Consider the following 25,975-nt stretch of genomic DNA (forward strand, 5'->3'; position numbering starts at 1 on the left):
TGATGTAATTAAATTATTGCATGAAACGCAATCCACTAATGAGGAGGGCTGCAAAGGGGCGAGGAGGAAAAATGCCACAAAAAATCGACTTCAATTTGATTTATGCGTTGAATTTATTATTGGAGGAAGGAAGTGTAGGAGGAGCCGCCGAAAAAATGAACCTGAGTGCTCCTGCTATGAGCCGAATTCTAGGGCGAATTCGTGAGCAATTTAATGATCCCATTTTAGTCAGGGCAGGGCGTAAATTAGTACCAACTCCCAGAGCATTAGAATTAAAAGAACAACTTAGCCATATTATTGCTCAAGCAGAAGCGTTAATTAATCCTGATGAATTATTCAATCCAAAAACATTAGAAAGAACATTTGTTATTCGGGCGAATGATATTTTTATTGGCGCCTTAGGTGGTGGGTTGTTAGAAAAACTCAGGGAATTAGCTCCCCAAAGTAGCTTAATTTTTATCGCAGAAAGTGATACTGAAGATGATTCTTTGCGTAGCGGTAAAGTCGATTTGGTTATTGGTTCTTCTCGAGATTGGCACCCTGAAATTAAGGCTCAGAGCTTATTTACTAGTACTTTTCAGGCGTTGGTTCGCCCAGGGCATCCGATTATTGGACAAGTGACACCTGAGAGTTTAACGCATTACCCGCATATTAGCGTATCGCGGCGGGGGCGTACATTGGGACCAATTGATGACGCGTTACGTGACCTTCAATTAGAGCGTAATGTTGCGTTGACTTTGCCTAGCTTTCATTCAGCTATGATGCTAACGATGAACTCTGATTATATTTTGCCGCTCCCTCGCCATGTACTGCAAGGGGTAAAGAGTGTTAATTTGCCGTTAATTGAAATTGAACTCCCTTTGGAATTGGAATCTATATTTATCGTGCAAGCATGGCATCCAAGGTTGGATAGAGATCCTGCGCATCAATGGTTACGCCAGACAATTAAACAATTTTTTCTGGAGAAAGAGTAGCTATTCATTCTATGGTGCGGGTCTTTGCGGTTGCTTAGTTAGTAGCTGAATATTCAGAAGGGTAACTTTCAGAAAGATAGCAAAAAGCCCGCATTAAGCGGGCTTTTTAAATTTGGCTCCTCCAGCTGGACTTGAACCAGCGACATACGGATTAACAGTCCGCCGTTCTACCGACTGAACTATGGAGGAATTGCTTTGTTCCTGAGAACGAGGCGCATATTACCCATCCTGTTCACCGTTGTAAAGCATAAAAACGAAAAAAATAGCCAAGTGAGTGTTAAGTAATCGATTTGATGATTATCTACTCCAATAAGTGGTGTCGTTGTCTATAGTATGCGGCTTATAGGAGATGCAGAGGGAACTGATAATAGAGGTGAATAATTCATGAGTAGCAGAACATAACAAACAGATAGCAAAAAGCCCGCATTAAGCGGGCTTTTTTTAAATTTGGCTCCTCCAGCTGGACTTGAACCAGCGACATACGGATTAACAGTCCGCCGTTCTACCGACTGAACTATGGAGGAATTGCTTGTTCCTGAGAACGAGGCGAATATTAACGACATCATCTCAGGCTGTCAATCATAAAAACAGAAAAAATATCTAACTGCTCATTCACTGCACATTCTGACGAAGTTTTGCTCTAGTTAATTGATATTGAATTAATTTTGAGCTGCAAGTGTACCAGGTAATTGCGTAGAAACTTCAGGATAAGCAACATGATAGATATCATAAAACGATATCATTCCTTTTAATGCAATTAAACGCGATATTTCTTGCTTTATTGCAGAGCTAACATCTTGTGAATCAATGATTTTACTTATCGCATTATCAGAAACGGGTTCAGTGACAAACCATTCTCCGTTATAACAAACGCGTAAATCTAACACACCAATATCTTCAAAATGATAGACAGGTTTAATGTCAAAAAGTAGCACACTTGCTAGTATAATAAAGAGAATAGTGATACCCAGAGCCCAATAAGGGCCAAAATAAGGGGCATACCAAAGAATAATGGCTAGGGGGACATAAGCCGCAACCATGCCAACACATAAATAAGGGTGGTTGGCGAGAAACTGGCTATTAAAGTAAGGTTTCCCATCTCGGTTTTCACGTTTATTGATGGCATCCAAGTCTTCGACGAGTATTTGTTTGATAATATCCATGTGTATAACTCTCTGTCAGATATCTATACTAGGAGGGTATCACGAGCCGTTGAGATTGTTATATATCAGTTAAAAAAAATATTTACACAGATTGTCATCGTATCAGATAATTCTTACTGACATTTATTGGGTTGTTGGCTTTTTAAATTAAAGTTTTCTTTAAACTATCAACTAAATGCAGCATTTTTGTTAACGTTATAGTCGATAAAAGTGACGCAATCGAAAAAACGACATATTTTTGAAGTTTGCCCGTATAAAATAGTTGCTATTATCTTTAAGTCATGAGTTAATGAGTGTCGGCCTGTTTAGCAGTCCTATTTGATGTATGATTACTGAGTTAGTGTGTTCTAAAGAAGAAAGTTATCACAGATAGCCTTTGACCGTGACGCTGCATCTTGGTGTTTCCCTGATTAAATAGTTGACTCTGGCCCGTATATGCCAAAAGGCAAGTTTTTTTGATGTTATATAGGAAAAGTCAAATGTCCGACAAAATGAAAGGTCAAGTTAAGTGGTTCAACGAGTCTAAAGGCTTCGGTTTCATCACTCCAGCTGATGGTAGCAAAGACGTTTTCGTCCACTTCTCTGCCATTCAGGGCAATGGTTTCAAAACTCTGGCTGAAGGTCAGCAAGTTGAATTCACCATTGAAAACGGTGCAAAAGGCCCAGCAGCTGCTAACGTAACTGCTATCTAAGCTAATTGCTTAACTGATTTTCTAAAGCCCGTCATTTTTAATGACGGGCTTTTTCGTATGCGCTACATTTATGGTTAATATATTTTGTTGGAAAAGACTGTTATGAATATTAATGACCGTGTTTATGTAAAAACAGACGGGGAAGAGCGTCGTGAAGGCACTATTTTACTTATTGAGCCCTTCAATGAAGGGGTAATGTACTTAATCGCATTACCAGATTACCCGGAAGGTATTTGGTTTTTTAATGAAAAAGAGGGTGATGAAGGGATTTTTGTTACACCAATTGAAAGATAAGTTTCAAGTTAATGAACACTTTGTTCTTTACTTAATAATTTTCCCCACTTATACTCCTTCCATCTTTTACTTAGGGGATTATTACTTGGACAGTCAGAGTTGGAATAAAAACTTAATTTAATGGCAAGCCAGTAATCATCTTTTCTTTTCACTGCTTGCCACAATGGCGGGCGGTGTCTGATGTTTCCTCATCATACTACTCCCTTATAATTGTATTTAATTAGATAGCATATTATAGCTGTATTGAGTGTGTATCATGTTGGTCTATATTTATTCTCTATTTCCTCCAGGCAATAGCTAATGGTTTTTGAGTAATTTATTTTACTCAAAATATATGGCTATATGCTTTTTATTAGGCATATAAATCATTATCCAAGTTATTTTTGGAGGGATTATCATGCTTTTTTCCCCTGATATTTTAAATTTACTGTCTGCTATGTGTTTTGGTGCATTAATCGGTGCTGAGCGCCAGTGGCGTCAACGAATGGCGGGCTTGAGAACCAATGCACTGGTTGCAACAGGTGCTGCGGTGTTTATTTTAAGTTCTGTAACAACATCTCCTGATAGCCCTGGGCGTATTGCTGCCCAAGTGGTGTCTGGAATTGGTTTCCTCGGGGCGGGTGTGATTATGCGTGAAGGCATGAACATTCGAGGTCTAAATACTGCGGCAACGCTTTGGTGTTCTGCGGGGATCGGTGTTTTATGTGGATTAGGGCAGTACTCTTTAGCATTGATGGCGACGTTATTAATTTTATGCGCCAACATTTTATTAAGAGAAGCAGCTTCACGAATTAATAAACAACCACAGCAGCAAGCGCTTGATGTAGAACAGCGCTATAAGATCCGTGTAATGTGCCATCAAACGGATGAAATTTTAGTAAGAACACTTATTTTACAAGCAATTAACGGGCTTCATATTCGATTGCAATCGTTAAGTAGTGCCGACACATTAAAGCCTGAACAGCTGGAAGTGTGTGCTGAATTCCTTGCAACACCCGCCGAGCAAAAGGAAATTGAAGCATTGGTATGCAGAATAAGTCTTGAGCAAAGTGTTAGTGCTATCAATTGGAAAGTCGCATCAGAGCTACCTGCCTGATGACTTTAAATTAACTCACTATAGGAGCTGAAATGGACGACCACCCTCCGTCATGGAGTCGTAAGCTGGAGCTATCTAACTGATAATAAACTAATTTTATTTCAGTTGGATAGCGTTAAAATCACGAGTGTTGTATTCGAGACAACGTTATGACTGAAATAAGAGAACCGCGTAAAAGCGTCAAAGCGGCTGCACGCCAAAAATATATTGTTGGCGAACAAGCGAGTAAAAATATTGAGCAAGTGCTCAATGAATATCAAACAAATCTATTAGGCTTATCTGAGAATGAGGCGATGGACCGCCTAGTGACTGAAGGTGAGAATGAAGTTGCTCATGAAAAAGCCCCTCCAGCATGGAAGCAACTACTCACTTCCTTTAAAAATCCATTTATATTCGTACTGATTATATTAGCAGTTGTTAGTTTTTTTACGGATTATGTTATTCCCGAACGTCAAGGTGAAGAAACAGACTTAACCGGGGTGATTATTATTGTCACTATGGTTTTACTGAGTGGATTTTTGCGTTTTTGGCAAGAATATCGTACCAATAAAGCTGCGGAAGCATTGAAATCTTTAGTTCGAACGACAGCTACGGTATTTCGTCGCGACAATAAAACGGGACGTTCAGTTCGAAAAGAGGTGCCGATTAAATGCTTAGTACCTGGGGATATTGTGTTGTTATCCGCAGGAGATATGGTTCCTGCTGATTTAAAGCTAGTCGAATCAAGAGATTTGTTTATCAGCCAAGCGATTCTAACAGGGGAGTCTATACCCGTTGAAAAATATGACACATTGGGTGACGTTTCAGCCAAAAGTTTAGATCCCGTATCGCCAACAGAAAATGAATTATTAGAGATTTCAAATATTTGTTTAATGGGAACCAATGTTACCAGCGGTACAGCACGTGGAATTGTGGTGGCAACCGGCGGAAAAACCTATTTAGGCTCGTTGGCTAAATCCATTGTGGGGAGCCGTGCGCAAACATCATTTGATCGTGGTGTGAATAGCGTAAGTTGGTTATTGATTCGTTTTATGTTAGTCATGGTACCAATTGTCTTACTTATCAATGGGTTTACAAAAGGTGATTGGTTCGAAGCAACATTATTCTCACTGGCGGTTGCTGTGGGGTTAACACCCGAAATGTTACCGATGATTGTTAGCTCCAATTTAGCCAAAGGTGCAATTGCCATGTCAAAACACAAGGTGATTGTCAAAAGATTAAATGCTATCCAAAACTTTGGTGCAATGGATGTGCTGTGTACCGATAAAACGGGAACTTTAACGCAAGATCGTATTATTTTAGAACATTATTTAGACAGTAATGGGCAGAAAAATAGTAAAATCTTGCAACTGGCTTGGCTAAATAGCTTCCATCAAAGTGGCGCTAAGAACATGATGGATCAGGCAATTATTCGTCGTGGTAGAGGGAACAGTGAAGTTGAGAAGCTAAAAGGATTTCAAAAAATTGATGAATTACCCTTTGATTTTATTCGGCGTAAATTGTCAGTGACAGTACGAACACCAGAAGGCGAAGCCCTACTTATTTGTAAAGGCGCCGCTGAGGAAATGTTAGCTGTTTGCCAAAGCTATCAACAAGATGGTGAGCTTCATTTACTTGATAACGAAGCAAGAGCAACAATTACTGAGCTAGTGAGTGACTATAACAGACAAGGATTTCGTGTATTACTACTCGCAACTCGCCGTTTGAATGATGCTGAAGCCAGCTTACCGCTTTCAACTCAAGCTGAGCATCAGTTAGAACTACAAGGCATTTTAACTTTTCTTGACCCAGCAAAAGAAAGCGCAATTTCAGCCATTGCAGCGCTACGTGAAAATGGTGTTACGGTGAAGGTGTTGACGGGTGATAATGCGATTATTACCGAAAAAATTTGTCGTGATGTTGGTCTAAATATCAGTGAAATCATGACTGGTCTGGAAATTGAGGCTTTGACGGACGAAGAGCTCGGTCAGAAAGTTGAGCAGGTTTCAGTTTTTTGTAAATTAACACCTTTGCAAAAATCCCGTATTTTAAAGCGGTTACAAGCAAATGGGCATACAGTTGGCTTTCTTGGTGATGGGATTAACGATGCACCGGCATTACGTGATGCTGATGTGGGAATTTCAGTTGATACAGGGACGGACATTGCTAAGGAATCTGCGGATATTATCTTACTTGAAAAAGATTTAATGGTATTAGAGCAGGGGGTGATTAAAGGACGTGAAACTTTCGGCAATATTATTAAATACTTAAATATGACAGCGAGCTCTAACTTCGGTAACGTATTTTCTGTATTAATTGCCAGTGCATTTATTCCCTTCCTACCGATGTTAGCCATTCATTTGCTCGTTCAAAACTTGCTGTATGATATTTCCCAGCTTGCATTACCCTGGGATAAAATGGATAAAGAGTTTTTAAAACGACCTCGTAAATGGGATGCAAAAAATATTGGCCGCTTTATGCTTTGGATTGGGCCAACGTCATCTATTTTTGATATCACGACTTTTGCGCTAATGTGGTACGTGTTCCAAGCAAATAGTGTTGCTCATGAAGCGTTGTTCCAATCCGGTTGGTTTGTGGAAGGATTACTCTCTCAGACGCTAGTTGTTCATATGTTAAGAACACAAAAAATACCCTTTATACAAAGCACAGCTGCGCTACCTGTTATGTTAACGACAGGGTTAATTATGGCTCTCGGGCTATATATTCCATTTTCTTCATTTGGTGAAATGATAGGATTACAACCGTTGCCAATAGAATATTTCCCATGGCTAGCTCTGACATTAGTGAGCTATTGTGTTGTCGCTCAACTGATGAAGCAGTTTTATATTAAACGTTTTGGCACATGGCTATAATATATTGTTAAGTCAGGAAAAAGAAAAACCAAGGATGGTTCTTCTTTTCTGTGCGCAATAAAAAGAGCCACCAGTGTGGCTCTTGTTGATCTACAGAATAAAGAAGAATAGGGCTTATTGCAGGCCTAAAGCAGCTTTCATCTGTTTCATTGCATCAATACCTTGTTGGCAAGCTTTATCTTGCTGATCCTTAGGCAGTGCAGCAACTTGTTTTTTACCTTCTTCCAGCTGACCTTTCATTGCATCTAACTGAGTTTTTGCTTGCGGGTTTTCTGAAGCTTTAGCAATTAAGCTATCAACTTCAGCGAAGTAAGCGTTACAAGTTTCAGTTGCACCAGCAACTTCGCCTTTTTGCTCTTCTTCCGAACAAGCAGTGATTGTCAGTGCCAATAAACCCATACCACAAGCTAAAATCAACTTTTTCATAATCAACCTTATTAAAATTATTTATTTATATAGCAAATTGAGTATATAAGAGATGTTTTTAATATCAAACGTGACAAATCCTAAAATAATATCTTAGCTAATTAATTAAGTTTCAATTTAATTAGGCTATCATATTTCATTTCAGGATGTTTACATTACATAATTTTGTAACTATAACTAAATTGTTTTTTATCATGTTGTTATGGGATGCCTTTGACTATTTTACGCTTATCTAGGGTGATTAATAGACGGATGAAGTGATTGAAGCTTGAGATAAGAAGTTAAAGGTTTATTAGGAGAAGGAAAAATGGTTGTCTAATTTTAATAAACATATTTTTTGACGATAATTATGTTTCAACTCGCAAGATAGAATAATGCGTTATGCGTGAATTTACCTATATAAGATTTTGAAATATTGTTATAACATTTTTTTATACACAATTAAAATTATTAAAAAATCGTTTATTTGTAACAAAATATTTACGGTTGAATGATAAATTTTTACTATGAAATATTTATAGAATTAATGGCTGTTCATTTAAGATGCAATTATAGATGTGAAAAGTGAGCTACTTCACAAATTTAAGAAGAAAACCTTTGTATCAGTATAAGTTTGATTTTTAAATTAAATTTTCTTTGTACGAAGATGAAATTATCAGGTAAAGTCTTTGTTTTTAAGCGAACTAATAAGTAAATATCGCTTAACTTATGGTTAATGATAGGTGTACAGGGTTAACGACAATTAAGTTAATTTTGTTGACGCTAACTCAAATTCATACCAAAATTGATTCACCGTAGAAATTCGCCAAAGAGCGAGAGACGGGTTAGAATGTTTTTAACAAAGGGCGATACCTTTTCTTACTGTACATTTTTAGAATGATTAGTTCTCTAAAGGTAAAGTAAGAATATATGATATGGGTTCACCATATCGCAATGCAACATAGCAAATAATATATTAATGCTATGGGCATACAATGTATGTAACCTGATTTATTTGGTTACAATTTTATATTTAGACTTACACACAGGGCTTTACCATTATGTCTGCTTCTATTGTAAAGAAACGGCCTCTGAGTCGTTACATCAAAGATTTTAAACACAGCCAAACTCATTGTGCACATTGTCACAAGACCCTTGATCGCATCTCTTTAGTTTTCAACGATGACATCTTAAATAAAGAAGCTATCGCTGATATGACTGAATTGGTTGATGAAGGTACCTGGGGGGAGCTGCAAGATAAATTTACTGCACTTTGTCGTTTTTGTAGTGAAATTTATTGCAATAGTAATACTGATTATTTTGATATTATGTCATTTAAACAGTATTTATTCTTACAGACTGAGATGAGCCATAGTACTGTTCGTGAATATGTTGTTCGTTTACGACGTTTAGATGAGCTGTTATCTTCTTCTAATTTTTCTATGAAAGAATTTACTGCAAGTAAAGTTCAAGAAGAGTTAAGTGAAAAAATGACAGACTCTGCATTTAGCAATTACAATATTGCATTACGTAAATATGAACAATATTTATTCTGGGAATCTGAAAAGTGCAATAATTAGAATGACATACTGAAAATAAGCATCGTTATTTTCATTGTTGTTTTTAAACAATGGTGTCCTCGTGGGCACCTTTTATGTTTCTAGCAGTAAATATATGAGATAGCACTTATCTGATAGGAACCGCGACTGTTATTCTTATGAGATAAGTGTATTTTTAAATAAACACATTGTGATGTATGGCCTGATCCTCATAAACTGCGAGGTCAGGCCTTTTGTTTATTACCCGATCGTCATTAAGCTAGCATTACCACCTGCAGCCGCGGTATTGACACTCAATGAACGCTCATGAAGTAAGCGTTCAGTCAGCAGATTAGTTTCACCTCGTTCAAAGCCTTGTACTGAAATAATAGGCCCTTTACGTTGTGCAACCGCTGCACAAACCTCTTTTAACTGATCGCTGTCACCATGGTAAATAACCCCTTCGATTGGCTCTTTAGATTCTATCCAGTTTTTAGTTAGCGATATGGTTTTTCTCACTTTTTCAGGTAGTGACTTAAATAGCTTCTGATGAAGTTCGCTATCTGGCCATAACACCTGACAACCCGCAGAAAGCACCGCTGTTAACTGAGTTAAACAATCTTGTTCATTATCGCTAAGGCATAAAATCAAACCACGTGGGCGCAAGGTATAGGTATTCCTTTCTCCCGTTGGACCGGGCAACACACGAGTGGTTCCTGTCTGACTATGGCGTGTAAATAGCTCAATAACGGAGGGGGAAATAACCGAATTTTGTTTTTCAGACCATTGAGTAAGTGCTTCAAATGGCTCGAGTAATACGGTTCGGGCACTGGCATCCATCGGTAAATGGCTATCTTGTCTCTCTAAAGTGTTTGAAACCGCGTTATCTGGGCGTTCGCTTAATAAACGATAGAGGTATAGTGGCCCGCCTGCTTTAGGCCCAGTTCCAGATAAACCTTCACCACCAAAAGGTTGCACACCAACAACGGCACCAACCATATTTCGGTTTACGTACAGATTACCTACTTTAGCTTTTGAAACAACTTGGTTGATAGTTTCATCGATACGAGTGTGAACACCAAGTGTCAGCCCATAACCCGCAGCGTTAATTTGTTCAACGAGTGCTTCTAGCTCATCTCGTTTAAAACGTACAACGTGCAGAACAGGGCCAAAGATCTCTTTTTTCAGCTCACTAACATCATCAAGTTCTATCAATGTCGGCTTAACATAGGTTCCTTCCATTTGTTCTTGTTGATCATCATGATTTTCAAATGCGGCTTGGAAGACGACTTTCCCTTTGCTACGCATTTTTTGAATATGTTGATCGATATTTTCTTTTGCTTCACGGTCAATCACCGGGCCAATATCGGTTGATAAATGTTCTGGATTCCCCATGCGGCACTCTTCCATTGCGCCTTTTAACATACGAATCGTTCTATCTGCGACATCTTCTTGGATGCATAGAATGCGCAGTGCTGAACAACGCTGACCTGCGCTATCAAATGCAGATGCGACAACATCAATGACAACCTGTTCTGTTAATGCAGAAGAATCAACGATCATTGCATTTAATCCGCCCGTTTCTGCAATCAGCGGGGTTGGTCGGCCCTGTGCATCTAAGCGTCCAGCGATATTACGTTGAAGTAATCCTGCAACTTCAGTTGACCCCGTAAACATGACTCCACGAACACGGCTATCACCAACGAGTTGGGCACCAATCGTTTCACCTTTACCCGGTAAAAATTGCAGTACATCGCGTGGAATACCCGCTTGATGCAAAATGGAAACCGCAATAGCACCGATTAATGGTGTTTGTTCTGCCGGCTTCGCGAGTACGGTATTTCCTGCCGCGAGAGCAGCTGCAATTTGGCCTGAAAATATTGCTAACGGGAAGTTCCATGGACTAATACAGACCACAGGCCCTAAAGGACGGTGCGTATTGTTATCAAAATCATTCTTGACTTGAGTTGCATAGTAATTAAGAAAATCTACCGCTTCTCTAACTTCCGCAATTGCATTGTTGTAGGTCTTACCCGCTTCACGAACTAAAATATCTAATAGTGGCTGTAACTGTTGCTCCATAAGGTCAGCGGCTCGTAATAAGATAGCTGCTCGTTCAGAAGGCGGAGTTGCGAACCAGATAGTACCCGCATCGTTAGCGGTATTTAATGCATGTTCAGCTTCTTGCTCTGTTGTTTCACGAACATGGCCAACAATATCTTTATTACAGGCAGGGTTTATAATTGGTGTTGCTTCAGGTAACGTTTGCGAAGCTTGGAAATTGCCCCCTAACAGCGGTTCTGCTATTTTTTGCTGCATACCCGCACTCAGTAGGGCACTTGATAAAGAAGCGAGTCGATGTTCGTTTGATAGGTCAAGCCCCATCGAATTTACTCGTTCTTGGCCGTATAAATCACGTGGTAACGGAATTTTTGGATGCGGTAAGCCAATTTGACCTTCAGTTTTAGACAGTTCTAAGACATCTTTAACTGGGTCAGCAACTAATTCATCTAGCGGAATAGTGGCATCAGCAATACGGTTTACAAATGAAGTATTTGCACCATTTTCTAATAATCGACGCACCAGATAGGCAAGTAGTGTTTCGTGAGTACCGACAGGTGCATAAATACGGCAAGGGCGGTTTAGTTTGCCATCAGCGACTTTACCAACCACCTGTTCATAAAGTGGTTCACCCATTCCATGTAGACATTGGAATTCATATTGGCCTGGGTAGTAGTTTTGACCTGCAATTTGGTAGATAGCAGAGAGAGTATGTGCGTTGTGCGTTGCAAACTGCGGGTAAATTAAATTGGGAACCGACAACAGTTTTCGTGCACAGGCAATGTAAGAAACGTCAGTATACACTTTACGCGTATAAACTGGGTAACCTTCTAGCCCATCCATTTGCGCGCGCTTGATTTCACTGTCCCAATAAGCCCCTTTTACCAGACGGATCATTAAACGACGTTGGCTGCGTTCAGCTAAATTTATGATTGAGTCAATCACAAATGGGCAGCGTTTTTGATAGGCCTGGATAACAAAGCCAATCCCATTCCACCCCGCGAGTTGTGGTTCAAAACAGAGTTTTTCTAGTAAATCTAAAGAGATTTCTAAGCGGTCGGCTTCTTCTGCGTCAATATTAATCCCTATATCGTATTGATGCGCTTGTAATACTAGGGATAACAGGCGTGGATAAAGCTCTTCCATTACGCGAGAGTATTGTGCACGGCTATAACGTGGATGTAATGCTGATAGCTTAATTGAAATACCAGGGCCTTCATAAATACCGCGGCCATTTGATGCTTTACCAATCGCGTGGATAGCTTGTTGGTAAGACACCATGTAATCTTGTGCATCTTTTTCCGTTAATGCGGCTTCGCCCAGCATGTCGTAGGAATAGCGGAAGCCTTTATCTTCGAGTTTTCGTGCGTTAGCGAGCGCTTGGGAAATAGTTTCGCCAGTAACAAATTGCTCTCCCATAAGGCGCATCGCCATATCAACGCCTTTGCGTACCAGCGGTTCACCACTTTTACTAATGATGCGATTAAGTGAGGTTGAGAGTTTAGCTTCATTATGCGTAGAAACTAGCTTACCCGTAAATAGCAGACCCCAAGTCGCGGCATTGACAAACATTGAGCTACTTTGGCCAAGGTGTGATTGCCAATTCCCATTGCTAATTTTATCGCGGATGAGCGCATCTCGAGTTGCTTTATCAGGAATACGCAGTAAGGCCTCTGCGAGACACATTAATGCGACACCTTCTTGAGATGAAAGTGAAAATTCTTGGAGTAGACCTTGAACTAAACCTGAGCGGCCGATGCCATTTTTTTGATTGCGTAGTTTTTCAGCTATTGAATAAGCTAATTTATGAGCGGCTTCAGCTTGTTCTGTAGGGAGCTGTGCTTGCTGTAACAACATTGGCACGGCTTGTGTTTCAGGAATTCGGTAAGCAGAAGTAATTGCAGAGCGTTTTACAGATTGTGGTAAAATGTGCTCTGCGAAATCTAAGAATGGTTGATAGTTAGATTCAACGGTGGTGTCTTCATCAGAAGTTTGATTTTCTTTTACATCGATACCCGGTGAGAGCTCTGGAAAGGCTTGGCCATTATCGAGTTGTTCTAGGTAATTATAAATAGCTTGTTTGATAAGCCAATGTGATGTGCGGTCAAGACGCTGAGCGGCATTTTTAATGCGTTCACGAGTTGCTTCATCAAGTCTCACACCCATAGTTGTAGTGCTACTCATCTTAATTCCTCTAGGTCACGAGTCATTTTAATCAAAAAGTTACACCACATTATCTTAATGTTGCAACTTTGTGCAACATTGTTACGTGTGATTTCTGAAAGAAATGTGAAACATATCGAGTTTTTTGAGTTCTAATAATTTCAATTAAATTGGCATTCATTTATTTATTATATTTTACATGTAGTTATATTTATCATCTTTAGATGAGACGATTAAACATCTGATTGTGAATTTAAGTTTAAATTTTAACATTTGTGATATGGATTCTATTTATGCAATAAAAAATAGTTAATTTCTTGTTAATTTAATACGACTCTGTCTAGGATGTGGCAGTTAAGATATTAAGTTAGTGCAACACAAACAATCACAACCTATTTGGTGTTTGCGCAGATAAATTAAATATGTGCAATAAAGTGCAACACCATGAAGTTACAAGTTATCAGCGGTCACTTATAAAGATAACTAATAATTTTAAAGCTACTCAATGGAGAAAACAGGATGACTGTAAGCACTCCGATGATCATTATGTTCGTCGTATACATTACTGGCATGTTATTAATTGGTTATATGGCCTATCGCTCAACGAAAAACTTTGACGACTATATTCTGGGTGGGAGAAGTTTAGGCAGTGTTGTAACTGCATTGTCTGCTGGTGCCTCAGATATGAGCGGTTGGTTACTCATGGGGTTACCAGGTGCGATTTTCTTGGCCGGGATTTCTGAAAGTTGGATTGCTATCGGTTTGAGTCTCGGTGCATATCTTAACTGGTTATTTGTTGCTGGGCGTTTACGTGTCCAAACAGAAAAAAATAATAATGCGTTAACATTACCGGACTACTTTACTAGCCGTTTTGAGGATAACAGTAAGATTTTACGTATTATTTCTGCTGTTGTTATTTTAGTTTTCTTTACGATTTATTGTGCGTCAGGTGTGGTCGCAGGTGGCTTGTTATTTGAAAGCACATTTAATATGAGCTATGAGAAGGCGATGTGGTTAGGTGCACTCGCGACGATTGCTTACACTTTTCTAGGTGGCTTTTTAGCCGTGAGTTGGACCGATACTGTTCAAGCTTCATTAATGATCTTCGCATTGATTCTTACACCTATTGTTGTGATCCTTTCTTTAGGGGGAATTGATACCTCTATTGAAGTGATCAAAGCTAAGAATCCTGAATATCTTGATATGTTTAAAGACATGAATATCATCGCAATTCTGTCATTATTAGGTTGGGGATTAGGCTATTTTGGGCAACCTCACATTTTAGCGCGTTTTATGGCAGCAGACTCTGCTCGTACTATTCGTTCTGCTCGACGTATTAGTATGACATGGATGGTATTATGCCTAGGTGGAACGATTGCGGTTGGTTTCTTTGGTATCGCTTATTTTGAAAATAATCCGGCTTTAGCGGGTTCGGTCATGCAAAATAATGAGCGTATATTCATGGAGTTAACGGGGATTTTGTTTAACCCATGGATCGCTGGTATTTTATTATCAGCCATACTAGCCGCGGTAATGAGTACGTTAAGTTGCCAATTATTAGTTTGTGCGAGTGCGCTAACGGAAGACTTGTATAAGCCTTTTATTCGTAAGAGTGCTAGCCAAAAAGAGTTAGTATGGGTCGGGCGTTTTATGGTGTTGTTAGTCGCTGCAATTGCCATTTACATTGCTCGTGATCCAAATAATAAAGTTTTGGCATTAGTGAGTAATGCATGGGCTGGTTTCGGTGCAGCGTTTGGTCCTGTTGTTTTAATCTCTGTAATGTGGAAACGAATGACGCGTACGGGCGCACTCGCAGGAATGTTAGTTGGTGCAGTGACAGTACTCGTTTGGATAAAATACAAATGGTTTGATTTGTACGAGATCATCCCAGGTTTCTTATTAGCAACAATCGCGATTGTTGTTGTCAGCTTGATAACTAAAGCACCAAGTGCAGCTGCGCAGGCTCGTTTTGATGAAGCCGAGGCAGAATATAAAGCAAGTTAATCGAGCGAGTTTATAAACTAAAAAGGCCGAGTAACAATACTGTTATTCGGCCTTTTTGCTTATTTTTCATTAATGGTTCTTTTTGCGCTTAGCGAATTGGTAACCAATGAAGAGCAAAATAAACCAAACTGGTGTTGCTATTAAGGCTTGTCTTGTATCGTGCTGAAATGCCAATAAAACAACCATAAAGGCAAAAAAGGCGAGGCTTAACCACGACATCACAATACCCGCAGGCATTTTATAATGGGATGCTTTGTGCATCTCAGGTCGCTTTTTACGGAAATTTAAATAGCTATATAAAATCATGCTCCAAATAAACATGAAAAGAATTGCAGACACGGTTGTGACTAGTGTGAATGCATGCATGATATCAGGAATAAAATAGATCAGAACAATACCAAAACTGAGGCAGATACAGGTAAAAATCAACCCAGTAGCGGGTACGGCTTTTTTCGATAATTGGCTGAACTGTTTTGGTGCATCCCCTTCTTTTGAAAGCCCAAAAAGCATTCGACTGGTGGAAAATACACCACTATTTGCAGAAGAAGCTGCAGAAGTTAAAACGACAAAGTTAACAATACTTGCTGCTGCAGGTAAGCTTATCAGGACAAACATTTCTACAAATGGGCTTTTATCGGCCAATATGGTTCGCCATGGGCTAACTGCCATAATCACAATTAAAGATAACACATAGAATGCAATGATCCGGATAGGTATCGCGTTGATAGCTTTCGGTAAAGATTTTTCTGGATCGCGTGTTTCAGCGGCTGCCGTTCCGACTAATTCAATCCCAACAAACGCAAAAATAGCAATTTGGAAGCCAGCAAAGAAGCCGCTGATCCCCATCGGAAACATTCCACCATCATTCCAGATGTTGCTTAAAGATGCCGTATGACCCGCAGGGGATTGAAAATTCATGGCAATTAGTGTGCCACCTACTGCAATGAGAGCCACTATGGCAACAATCTTTATCATAGCGAACCAAAATTCGAGCTCACCGAAAAGCCTGACAGAAACCAGGTTGAGTGTTAATAAGGTGACTACGCAGATAAATGAGGTTACCCATTCAGGAAAATCAGGAACCCAAAAGCTCACATAGGCTGTTATGGCAATGATATCGGCAATACCTGTGATAACCCAGCAAAACCAGTATGTCCAACCGACAAAAAAACCTGCCCATGGGCCGATAAGGTCAGCAGAAAAATCACTGAATGATTTGTAGTCCAGATTAGAAAGTAGCAGTTCACCCATTGCGCGCATCACAAAAAATAGCACAAAGCCGATTATCATATACACAAAGATAATTGATGGGCCCGCAAGTGAAATGGTTTTACCAGAACCCATAAATAAGCCTGTACCAATTGCGCCACCAATAGCAATAAGTTGTATATGGCGGTTACTAAGACTACGTTTTAGCTGATTACGATCAGCGTTGGGTTGTGTTGATAGTGAATTCGCATTTTCTTCCATACTAAAGATGTCCGTAGTGGTTTGTGATAATTAGCCACAGTCTTTTTTATAATTTTGTGGTTATGTTTGCGTGAAATATTGTGACACAAATCTCAATTAGAGTAAGGAAAAGTTATCTTGTTAGAAACGAAGTGATGTTTATTCAAGCGATAGTTTTCTTAAATTTTACATTCGTAACTTTAAATTAACTTAGATAATAAAAATAGCAGAATCATATTGACTGTAGCAATTGTTAGGCGTTAAATAATTTGTATCGGGTTGTTAGCTCAGTTGGCAGAGTAGGTGACTCTTAATCATTAGGTCGGGGGTTCGAGCCCCCCACAACCCACCAAGATTTTCAATGAGTTATGAGCATGCTGCGGAACCTATACTGACTGTATGGGACGTATTTGGGACGCAAGCATTAAATATTGCATCAATTTGCTTAGCATGTTTGGCTAAGTGATCTGGGGCTCAGTGAGCATATCGCAGAACTATCTCAATACTTTCCTAGCCGCCCATTTCTTGAAGATCAGACAGCGGGACGCCGGATTGAACTAACTAGGATTGCAAGGAATTTAAACAGCGTTTCAAACTAACCTGCTGAGGTGATTTTTTATCTTTTTTAATTAGTATTCAAATAGCATTGATTGTTTATGAGTTAGGCTTTTACCTAATTATTTCAATTTATTAGAGTAAAAAATAGGATCTATAAACCAATGAATAATTGGAATTGATGCTAATAAAAGTGCTATACAAATGGTTAGTAGAGTAAATGTTATTATTAATAATAAATTAAGCTCTATACCTAAAAAAACTAATGTTTGTAATATAATAAAACAAATAATTGGGTGGATTAAATAAACACCTAAAGCATTGTTTGATGTTTTCGCATATTTATCAGTTGATAAGGCAAAGTAAATAATGCTTGAACCTAACACTAGACTTATAGAAAAATTTAAAATATGAATAATAAATTCGTTGAAGAATAAATAGGAGTTGATACCGCTGAGCATTTCACTTAAGAAAGCATCTCGATAATGAAGGAATAAAATAGCTGAAATTGTAATACAAAAAATTACCATGGTAGGTTTTTTTCTTAACGAAGATATACTTTTATTATTAATAAAATAAGCGATGACAAAAAATGGAAAATATAGAATAATTGAGAAGAAACTAGAAAATGGCATAAGGTAAGTTTTTGTTATATAAGAAATTATCAATGATAATGTTAAAATTATAGAGAGGTAGAATTTATTTAATTTAAAGCTTTTCGGTAATAATAAAAAAATAGCTTGCCAGATAGGCGTTGCTAAGAAAAACCAAACTCCGTATTGAGGAGAAAGTAAATAGGTTCTTAAAGTTAACTCACCGGTGAAATAAAGTGGGATCATATCGATTGTTTGGAACGTAAAATAAATGATAACAGCAGGAAGAAGATGAGATTGTAACTCTTTCCATGTCGTATTTTTTGTTATAAATGCAACTATAAATACAAACATAGGGATTAATGTTAATTCAAAAGTATTAATAAGCAACGCATATTTGTTTTTATCAACTAAATTTAAATAAAAATCAAAAACAATTAATGAACTCAATATAAGCTTTAGTGTAGGCCAGTATGGTTGGTTATTATCTTTTATATTCGAGATTAAGTGATTTTCATTTTTCATACATATACCCTATATAAAAACTCACTTATTGTACCTCATTGAGATTTTTATTTAAAATAAATTATTTTAGGGATTATGAAAGGGAAGGTAATACGTCAAATATTGATGAGTCTTATTAAGTTAAATGTTACTCTTAATTCGAGTTAACTCATGATTTAGTAACCGGATATAAGGCTACAATATCCTTTATTCATCATTTAAGAGTACGATAAAAATCACAGATGCTTAAGACATGAAACGTGATAGACACCCCAAGGAATCTGTATTGGGGTGGAAAAGTATGATTTGGTTGAATTGCGAACAATTTAAAGAGACTATTTTTTAATATGGAATGTACCTAAGAAGTGATTGCAATTACAGGGTTTGAGACATGAGGAAAATAAAATTAACTCAAGTCTCTGCCATTTCATCAACGCCTAACAATCAGTATAGGTAAATAAAGGTGTTTCAGGCTATTTCGGCGCTATTCTTATCAATGATGATCAGTTCATGCTGTTATCAACCAATTTTTGGGTGATTGTAATTGAAGCTTCAACGCCTAATATATATAAAGCCTGCTCTAAAAGTTCAATTTTAGATGCGTAATGAATATCGAGTAAGCGTTCTATCTGTTGTGCATTGATGTTCAGCCTGCGAGCGAGGTCGATGCGTTGTGTTGCAGAATTGAGAATCGCGTTATGCAAGGCAATTTTTAAGCAGCAGATTATGGGTAAATAAACAGTAAAGGTTGCTTCACTTTTTGTTTGTGTTGCTAATGGAATAGGTTTTCTGAGTTCAATTAGTTCAGCAAAAGAAGCGAGCAAAATTTCTTGGGCTTCTAACTCAACATCTTCTTTACAATAGCTAACGCCCTGTAGCCCAGAAAAATCACTAAAGTTGATTTCATATACGTTTTCTTCCTCAATGAAGTCTACAGTTGCTTGATAATTGAACATGCTTTTCCTTAAAATTATATTTTAGTGTGCTCAGTGTTGCATTGGTGCATGAGGAAAACAAGTTTATCACTTCACTGGCCTTGTCATTTTTTCATCATTTTGTCTATATTGATCCTACATACGACTTAGAGAGCATTGTAAGCAATATTAATGTGATCTTCTTAACATAAATATATCAATGAGAGTATCGTTTTATTCGGAAATTATTGAGAAACAAAGAAAACAAGTGTGAAGACTGTCGCAAATTGGAGAATATTTTTGCTCATAAAAAGCACAATAAATTTGTTTGTTTTATAAGCAAGCTTCTCACTGAATTATTTTAACTAAAAGTCATTTTTTTCTATTCCTTCATTATTGGATTAAGCAATTTTACTTAAGTTAGGATGATGATTAGGGTATTTTGTTAAAATAAAAGTATATAGTAATCAAAGGTTACTATAACCTTGGTTAATCAAATTTGTTGTCATTGCGTGAAAACAGCTAGAACGGATAAGCATGAAGACATGTAATAATACGCTTAGTCGTTTTTATTTTAAGTGCCAATCGAATGTTTTAAAAGTGATATGAAAAATATATAGAAAATGGAATGTTCTTAATTGAAACCTTCATTTTTCACCCTTAACACAAAAGTGATTGGTTAACGTAGGTTGATCTTTTTATTAAAAAAAATGAAATCTCAGCTACTTTATATAAAAAAACAAATATTAATTAATCAAAAAAAATTACTTTAATGAATTAATAACAAAGTGATTACTTAAAATATTAAAAAAACAAAAATAACCAGTAAAAGTATTTAAGCTAAATAGTTTTTTATTATTGGTAATTTATTTAAATTTTATTAATTTTATTAATATTACGAGATGATGACATTATAATCATTGTTTAATTAATCTAATGAGAATTGAGGGCGGATACTTAATATGTATGACAATATAGTGAGAGTTTGTATGATAACTACGATTGAATAATTTTGAACGATGGTTGTAATGTAGATTAAACTTATTGAAAATTAATGATTAAGTTTTATTCCAATAGTGCCGATAACGGCTTATTACAGACATGGGTAACTCAGTTTCTTAATACTAAAAATTGATTTGGATCAATATGTTGTTTTTGATGTTGTGCTTGGTTTTTTTTGCTTGGTAATCACATGTAAAGAGTGAATGCTTTGATTAAAATCCTGCCATTTTGCTTAAGGTGACTAAAAATGTTGTGGATATTTAGGATAAAGTAATAGAAGATAAAGAGATAATGAAGATTATTTAATGAATTAAGGGGTAATCATCCCATTGGTATAAAAAGAAACATAAGTACCTTGAATAGTTAATTTAGTGGTGCATAATAATTAGCGACTAATAATGACATCAGCCATTTCTGATTTTTACGGGAACCGCTAATTTTTTAGTCATTCTTTATTGTTGTAGGTATTCAGGAAATATCTTTAATTTAAGTTTGGAAATTTGTGTGTTTATACTCCAAATTGGGTACTTTTGAATGGATGACATGGGAAAATTAATGGAATTGTATTTACCCAATTTAATTACTTTTTAAATTTAATAATTTGATTACACAATACTTTCAAATTTATATTTGTTCTTTTTGCACACAGATCGCACAGATGTTGATAATTTTCGGAAAGGAAAAAAAATGAGCTCGACGACAGATTTTCTGAAGCATATATACGATATTAACCTCTCATATTTGCTATTAGCCCAAAAACTCATCTCCCAAGAGAAAGCCTCTGCGATGTTTCGTTTAGGTATCTCTGATGCAATGGCAACTACTTTAGCAGACCTTACACTCCCTCAATTAGTCAAATTAGCAGAGACAAACCAGCTAATCTGCCAGTTTAGATTTGATAATAGTGACACAATTGAAAAGCTAACCCGTGATTCAAGAGTTGATGAATTGCAACAAATTCATACAGGTATCTTACTTTCGACCCGATTATTGCAAACGCATAATGAGGGCGACACAGAAATAGCGAGAAAAAGATGAGTACCGCAGCTGAAAAAAGTATAGTCCAAGAAGCGAATGATATTCGATTAGCCATGGAACTAATCTCTTTAGGCGCTCGCCTTCAAATGTTAGAAAGTGAAACTCAAATTAGTCGTGGTCGTTTAGTTCGTTTATATAAAGAGCTAAGAGGCTGCCCACCACCAAAAGGCATGCTACCTTTTTCTACAGATTGGTTTATGACGTGGGAACAGAATATTCATTCATCCATGTTCTATAATGCTTATCAATTTTTACTTAAAAGTGGTCAATGTCGTGGTGTGGATGCCATATTAAAAGCCTACAGGTTATACCTTGAACAGTGCATTCCAGAACCTGGTGAGGAGCCTTTGTTAGCTTTAACACGCGCTTGGACATTAGTCCGTTTTGTGGAAAGTGGCATGTTACAAAGTTCACAATGTAGCTGTTGCCATGGTTCTTTTATTACTTACGCACATATTCCTGAAAATAGCTTTACTTGTAGTTTATGCCAACCGCCATCACGTGCAATAAAAAAACGTAAACTTTCCGAGCATCTAGCCGATATTACGGTATATCGACAGGATGGCATTACTAAAGCGGTAATGTAATTGGATTGATTTGGTTAACAGGCAAAGGTTTTTGCCTGTCACTCCTAATATTCCCTTTGACTGCCATCTGTTAACCAACGGAGTGAAAGGGAATATTGTGTTAATACTCATCGGGTATATCATTGTTACAGTTGCGGTTATAGGCGGATACTTAATGGTCGGTGGCCATTTGGGTGCGCTTTATCAACCTGCTGAATTTGTTATTATTTTAGGTGCAGGTTTAGGTGCCTTTGTTGTTGGTAACAGTGGCAAATCCATCGTCGCCTTGTGTAAAGTATTACCAAAACTCTTTCGTCGTTCCTCTTACAATAAAACAATGTCAATGGACTTAATGGCGTTGTTATTTCAATTACTTAATAAATCACGCCAGCAAGGGTTACTTGCACTTGAAAAAGATATTGATAACCCAAGTGAAAGTGAAATTTTTTCCCAGTATCCCCGTATTTTAAAAGACGAATCCACCATGATGTTCATCGTGGACTACTTACGTTTGATGGTAAGCAGTAACTTACAAAGCCATGAAATTGAAGCATTAATGGACGAAGAATTAGAAACTTTTCGCCAAGAAAATGAAGTACCGGCTTCGGGGTTAAATATGGTCGGTGACTCTATGCCTGCATTTGGGATCGTTGCGGCCGTTTTGGGTGTCGTAAATGCCTTGGGCTCAGCGGATCGTCCTGCTGGTGAATTGGGTGCTTTAATTGCTCATGCTATGGTGGGAACATTTCTAGGTATTTTAGTGGCTTATGGCTTCATTTTACCTTTGGCTGCACTAATAAGACTACGCAGTAGTGAGCAATTGAAAATGATGGAATGCATTAAAGTGACTTTCCTTTCAGCATTGCAAGGCTATGCCCCTCAAATTGCAGTGGAATTTGGCCGCAAGGTGTTATTCAGTGCAGATAGGCCTTCATTTGTTGAACTTGAAGATAAAGTTCGAGAAGTGAAAGTTGGTGCTCGCTCACAAGAAACAACTGAGGAGTAACTAACGGATGGCAGCCAATACACCGCATGTTATTCGGGTTAAAAAACGCAGTTCGCATCAGCAAAACGGGCATGGCGGTTCATGGAAAATTGCTTATGCCGATTTTATGACGGCGATGATGGCATTTTTTTTAGTGATGTGGCTAATCTCAATTTCAAGTCCTCAAGAATTAACTCAAATTGCCGAGTATTTTCGTACTCCCTTAAGTACAGCTATCAACCCAGGAAGTAAAAGTGGAGATGCCACAAACCCTATTCCTGGTGGTGGTAAAGACCCTATTTTCCGTGATGGGGATGTGATGCCAGAACCTAATAATATTATTGATGGAAATGCAAACTATCGTTTTGAAAAATTAAAAGAGTCACTTGAGCAGGCCATTTTAAAAGACCCACGTTTGAATGAGTTAAAACCACATTTACTGATTGATATGATCAACGATGGGCTGCGAATTCAAATTGTAGATAGTGAAAATCGCCCAATGTTTAAAGTTGGTTCGGCAATGGTTGAACCGTATATGCGTGATATTTTGCGAGCAATAGCACCACTTCTTAATGATGTTCCCAATCGAATTAGTATCTCCGGTCATACTGATGACCTCGCTTATGCCAACGGAGCCAATTACAGCAACTGGGAGCTTTCATCTGATCGCGCGAATGCTTCACGCCGTGAATTGATTCGCGGTGGAATGGATGAAAATAAAGTCTTACGCGTGGTTGGAATGGCATCAGCTATTCATTTAGACAAAGATGATGGCTTTGCTCCGATCAACCGCCGGATAAGTATCATTGTTTTAAATGATGAAGAAACAAAGCAGATCCTCCGTGAATATGATGGCGCAAAGCCGATCAATGATGTGCTGAATAAACCGCAAAAGCCCACACCAGAAACGTCCGTGGGTGTTGTCGCTGCGGTGAAAATACCGTGATGAATTGCTGTTATTTGAATTTATTACATAACATGTTTAGTTGCCTGCCGGAATGTCCGGCAGTCAGCGTTAAGTGAAACTTAAGCGAAATTGGATAAAAACCATGGATATTACCGAGTTTTATCAAACATTTTTCGATGAAGCTGATGAGTTGCTCAGGGATATGGAACAACATTTACTTGAGCTTGATCCTTTTGACCCGGATAGCGAGCAGCTAAATGCCATCTTCCGCAGTGCCCATTCAATAAAAGGAGGGGCTGCAACCTTTGGTTTCACTCAGTTGCAGAATACGACTCACACATTGGAAAACCTTTTAGATAAGGCGCGTCATGATGAATTAACACTCACACCTGACATTATTGATGTTTTTCTTGATGCTAAGGATGTCATGGCATCACAGTTAGATGCCTATAAAAATGATTCTTTGCCGGATGAAGAGACCTTTAAGCGCATTTGTGAGGTGCTTAGCCGGGTTGAAAATAGAGCAGAAGAGGTCACTGAAACAACGGCTGCGTTACCTAAGACTAAAGTTGATGTTGCGGTTGTTGAAGAAGCTCCCGCAGAGCAAGGTGAATATTCACACTACTTTATGATCTCGTTAAATCAGCTCAAAGAAAATGAAGTTGATTTACTGGCAGATGAGCTCAGTTTATTTGGGCACTTGTATCATACTGAAAAAACAGCAAATAGTTTGCAAGCATGGCTTGGTACAAACACTGATATTGATGATATTAGTGGCGTATTATGTTTTGTGGTGGATGAATCACAGATTGCTCACCAAGTCGTATCATTTGCGGATTGCCTCGCCTTATCTCCTGAAGAAGTCATCACGGATGGCTCCGATGGTACAATCGAAATTAAGATTCCTGAGCCGGAGAAAGAGGCAAAACCTGTAACTGTTTCACCAGCGGTAGCTGCGCCTGCAAATACATCGAAAAAACCTGCAATCGCTAAACCGAAAGGGGATTCGAGCAGTATTCGTGTGGCTGTAGAGAAAGTTGACCAGTTGATCAACTTAGTCGGGGAGTTGGTCATTATTCAATCAATGCTGACCCAACATAGTCAGCATGTCGATCAAAATGAATACAGTGATTTATTAAGCTCAATCGTACAGTTGGAGCGTAATTCTCGCGCCTTGCAAGAATCCGTTATGTCAATTCGCATGATGCCAATGGATTACGTATTTAGTCGTTTCCCACGCATGGTACGGGATATAGCATCGAAATTAGGTAAAAAAATCGAGCTGAAAGTGGAAGGAAGTTCAACTGAACTCGATAAAAGCTTGATTGAGCGCATCGTCGATCCCCTGAATCACCTTGTTCGTAATAGCCTCGACCATGGGATTGAAAAGCCAGAAGTTCGCGTGGCAAATGGTAAGCCAGAAGCTGGCACATTGACCTTAGCGGCAGCACATCAAAGTGGCAATATTTGCATTGAAGTTCGTGATGATGGCGCAGGGCTAAACCGTGAACGTATTTTGGCAAAAGCGAAGTCACAAGGCATGAACGTGCATGATGGTATGAGCAATGATGAAGTTGCGATGCTGATTATGGCTCCAGGATTTTCAACCGCAGAGGTAGTGACAGACGTTTCGGGACGCGGTGTTGGAATGGATGTGGTGAAAAGAAATATCCAAGACATGGGCGGTCGTATTCAAATCGGTTTTACCGAAGGCAAAGGCACCATTATCCGCATCTTATTACCGCTCACTTTAGCTATTTTGGATGGGATGTCGGTGAAAGTAGCGGAAGATGTCTTTATCGTGCCATTGAGTGCAATTATCAGCACGTTGCAGCCTCGACAAGAGGATATTTATCGCTTGGCTGGAGAGGAAAAAATGCTGCTTGTGCGAGGTGAATATCTACCGCTTGTTGAATTACACCACGTATTTTCCATCGAAGAAGCCGAACGAAATTTAGATAACAGTATTGTGCTGATTATTCAGAATGCAGGTCATCGTTTTGCATTGTTGGTCGACAAATTAGTTGGGCAGCAGCAAGTGGTGGTGAAAAACATTGAAAGTAATTATCGCAAGATCCCCGGTATTTCCGCAGCAACGATTATGGGTGATGGTTCTGTTGCATTGATTTTAGATGTGGCTGAACTACAAAAAATGAATAACAGCATTTTGATTAAAAAGAAACAGCAGGTTTCTCAACCTGTCGTGCACTAAATAGAGGC

18 protein-coding genes, 3 tRNA genes and 1 pseudogene are annotated in these 25,975 nt (G+C 38.3%); 13 read left to right on the forward strand and 9 right to left on the reverse strand.

What is annotated here, in order from left to right:
• Positions 1-71: 71 nt before the first annotated feature.
• Positions 72-974: a LysR family transcriptional regulator gene (locus tag PR683_RS01335; RefSeq protein WP_109911095.1), complete on the forward strand. Its 903-nt coding sequence runs from the start codon at positions 72-74 to the stop codon at positions 972-974.
• A gap of 113 nt (positions 975-1,087) precedes the next feature.
• On the opposite strand, the gene PR683_RS01340 is transcribed toward PR683_RS01335, so the two are convergent.
• The 3 genes from PR683_RS01340 to PR683_RS01350 all read right to left on the reverse strand — a co-directional run bounded on the left by PR683_RS01340 (position 1,088) and on the right by PR683_RS01350 (position 2,137).
• Positions 1,088-1,163, reverse strand: a tRNA-Asn gene (locus PR683_RS01340).
• A 259-nt stretch (positions 1,164-1,422) separates the two neighbouring features.
• Positions 1,423-1,498 (reverse strand) — tRNA-Asn (locus PR683_RS01345).
• 135 nt (positions 1,499-1,633) lie between these two features.
• Positions 1,634-2,137: a YlaC family protein gene (locus PR683_RS01350; protein WP_004909795.1), complete on the reverse strand. Its 504-nt coding sequence runs from the start codon at positions 2,135-2,137 to the stop codon at positions 1,634-1,636.
• 479 nt (positions 2,138-2,616) lie between these two features.
• Here PR683_RS01350 and cspE point away from each other — a divergent pair, with 479 nt between their 5' ends.
• From cspE to mgtA, 4 genes are all read left to right on the forward strand, one after another.
• Complete coding sequence (cspE, locus tag PR683_RS01355) at positions 2,617-2,829, forward strand: transcription antiterminator/RNA stability regulator CspE (RefSeq protein WP_004909801.1); 213 nt, start codon at positions 2,617-2,619, stop codon at positions 2,827-2,829.
• Between the two features lie 102 nt (positions 2,830-2,931).
• Positions 2,932-3,123 (forward strand): protein DsrB, encoded by a 192-nt coding sequence (gene dsrB / locus PR683_RS01360; protein ID WP_004255792.1) that lies wholly within the window; start codon positions 2,932-2,934, stop codon positions 3,121-3,123.
• A gap of 397 nt (positions 3,124-3,520) precedes the next feature.
• Positions 3,521-4,219, forward strand: a complete 699-nt coding sequence (locus PR683_RS01365; protein WP_004255789.1) for an MgtC family protein — start codon at positions 3,521-3,523, stop codon at positions 4,217-4,219.
• Positions 4,220-4,368: 149 nt separating this feature from the next.
• Positions 4,369-7,071, forward strand: coding sequence for a magnesium-translocating P-type ATPase (gene mgtA, locus PR683_RS01370; RefSeq protein ID WP_123382096.1), 2,703 nt, complete (start codon positions 4,369-4,371; stop codon positions 7,069-7,071).
• 114 nt (positions 7,072-7,185) lie between these two features.
• On the opposite strand, the gene PR683_RS01375 is transcribed toward mgtA, so the two are convergent.
• A complete protein-coding gene (locus tag PR683_RS01375) occupies positions 7,186-7,497 on the reverse strand; it encodes a DUF5339 domain-containing protein (RefSeq protein ID WP_272571644.1) in 312 nt (103 codons plus the stop codon).
• A 1,040-nt stretch (positions 7,498-8,537) separates the two neighbouring features.
• Between PR683_RS01375 and fliZ the strand changes: the two genes are divergently transcribed.
• A complete protein-coding gene (fliZ, locus tag PR683_RS01380) occupies positions 8,538-9,056 on the forward strand; it encodes a flagella biosynthesis regulatory protein FliZ (RefSeq protein WP_004255757.1) in 519 nt (172 codons plus the stop codon).
• A gap of 219 nt (positions 9,057-9,275) precedes the next feature.
• Here fliZ and putA read toward each other — a convergent pair whose 3' ends face one another.
• Positions 9,276-13,259 (reverse strand): trifunctional transcriptional regulator/proline dehydrogenase/L-glutamate gamma-semialdehyde dehydrogenase, encoded by a 3,984-nt coding sequence (gene putA / locus PR683_RS01385; RefSeq protein ID WP_272571645.1) that lies wholly within the window; start codon positions 13,257-13,259, stop codon positions 9,276-9,278.
• Between the two features lie 498 nt (positions 13,260-13,757).
• Here putA and putP point away from each other — a divergent pair, with 498 nt between their 5' ends.
• Entirely contained in the window at positions 13,758-15,242 is a 1,485-nt protein-coding gene (putP, locus tag PR683_RS01390; protein WP_109911098.1) for a sodium/proline symporter PutP, read from the forward strand.
• 69 nt (positions 15,243-15,311) lie between these two features.
• Here putP and cycA read toward each other — a convergent pair whose 3' ends face one another.
• Complete coding sequence (gene cycA, locus PR683_RS01395; protein ID WP_272581632.1) at positions 15,312-16,712, reverse strand: D-serine/D-alanine/glycine transporter; 1,401 nt, start codon at positions 16,710-16,712, stop codon at positions 15,312-15,314.
• A gap of 255 nt (positions 16,713-16,967) precedes the next feature.
• On the opposite strand from cycA, the gene PR683_RS01400 reads away from it, so the two are divergent.
• A tRNA-Lys gene (locus PR683_RS01400) sits at positions 16,968-17,043 on the forward strand.
• A 14-nt stretch (positions 17,044-17,057) separates the two neighbouring features.
• On the opposite strand, the pseudogene PR683_RS01405 reads toward PR683_RS01400, so the two are convergent.
• From PR683_RS01405 to PR683_RS01415, 3 genes and pseudogenes are all read right to left on the reverse strand, one after another.
• Positions 17,058-17,252 (reverse strand): annotated as a pseudogene (locus PR683_RS01405) (integrase); the annotation flags it as partial.
• 116 nt (positions 17,253-17,368) lie between these two features.
• On the reverse strand, positions 17,369-18,364 hold the full coding sequence (locus PR683_RS01410) for an acetyltransferase (protein WP_258922508.1): 996 nt from the start codon (positions 18,362-18,364) through the stop codon (positions 17,369-17,371).
• 482 nt (positions 18,365-18,846) lie between these two features.
• Complete coding sequence (locus tag PR683_RS01415; RefSeq protein WP_004909821.1) at positions 18,847-19,299, reverse strand: hypothetical protein; 453 nt, start codon at positions 19,297-19,299, stop codon at positions 18,847-18,849.
• Between the two features lie 1,647 nt (positions 19,300-20,946).
• Between PR683_RS01415 and flhD the strand changes: the two genes are divergently transcribed.
• The 5 genes from flhD (at position 20,947) to cheA (ending at position 25,967) form a co-directional block, all read left to right on the forward strand.
• A complete protein-coding gene (gene flhD, locus PR683_RS01420; RefSeq protein ID WP_004909823.1) occupies positions 20,947-21,297 on the forward strand; it encodes a flagellar transcriptional regulator FlhD in 351 nt (116 codons plus the stop codon).
• Positions 21,294-21,884: a flagellar transcriptional regulator FlhC gene (gene flhC, locus PR683_RS01425; RefSeq protein WP_004909826.1), complete on the forward strand. Its 591-nt coding sequence runs from the start codon at positions 21,294-21,296 to the stop codon at positions 21,882-21,884. The genes flhD and flhC overlap by 4 nt, the downstream gene beginning before the upstream one ends.
• Before the next feature lie 97 nt (positions 21,885-21,981).
• Positions 21,982-22,869 carry a flagellar motor stator protein MotA gene (gene motA / locus PR683_RS01430; RefSeq protein WP_004909829.1) on the forward strand — a complete coding sequence of 296 codons (888 nt, stop codon included), beginning with the start codon at positions 21,982-21,984 and terminating at the stop codon, positions 22,867-22,869.
• 7 nt (positions 22,870-22,876) lie between these two features.
• Entirely contained in the window at positions 22,877-23,794 is a 918-nt protein-coding gene (gene motB, locus PR683_RS01435) for a flagellar motor protein MotB (RefSeq protein ID WP_004909832.1), read from the forward strand.
• Between the two features lie 103 nt (positions 23,795-23,897).
• Positions 23,898-25,967 carry a chemotaxis protein CheA gene (cheA, locus tag PR683_RS01440; RefSeq protein ID WP_272571479.1) on the forward strand — a complete coding sequence of 690 codons (2,070 nt, stop codon included), beginning with the start codon at positions 23,898-23,900 and terminating at the stop codon, positions 25,965-25,967.
• Positions 25,968-25,975 lie beyond the last annotated feature (8 nt).

The organism is Providencia sp. PROV269 (genome assembly GCF_028477785.1).
Classification (GTDB): Bacteria; Pseudomonadota; Gammaproteobacteria; order Enterobacterales; family Enterobacteriaceae; genus Providencia; species Providencia rettgeri.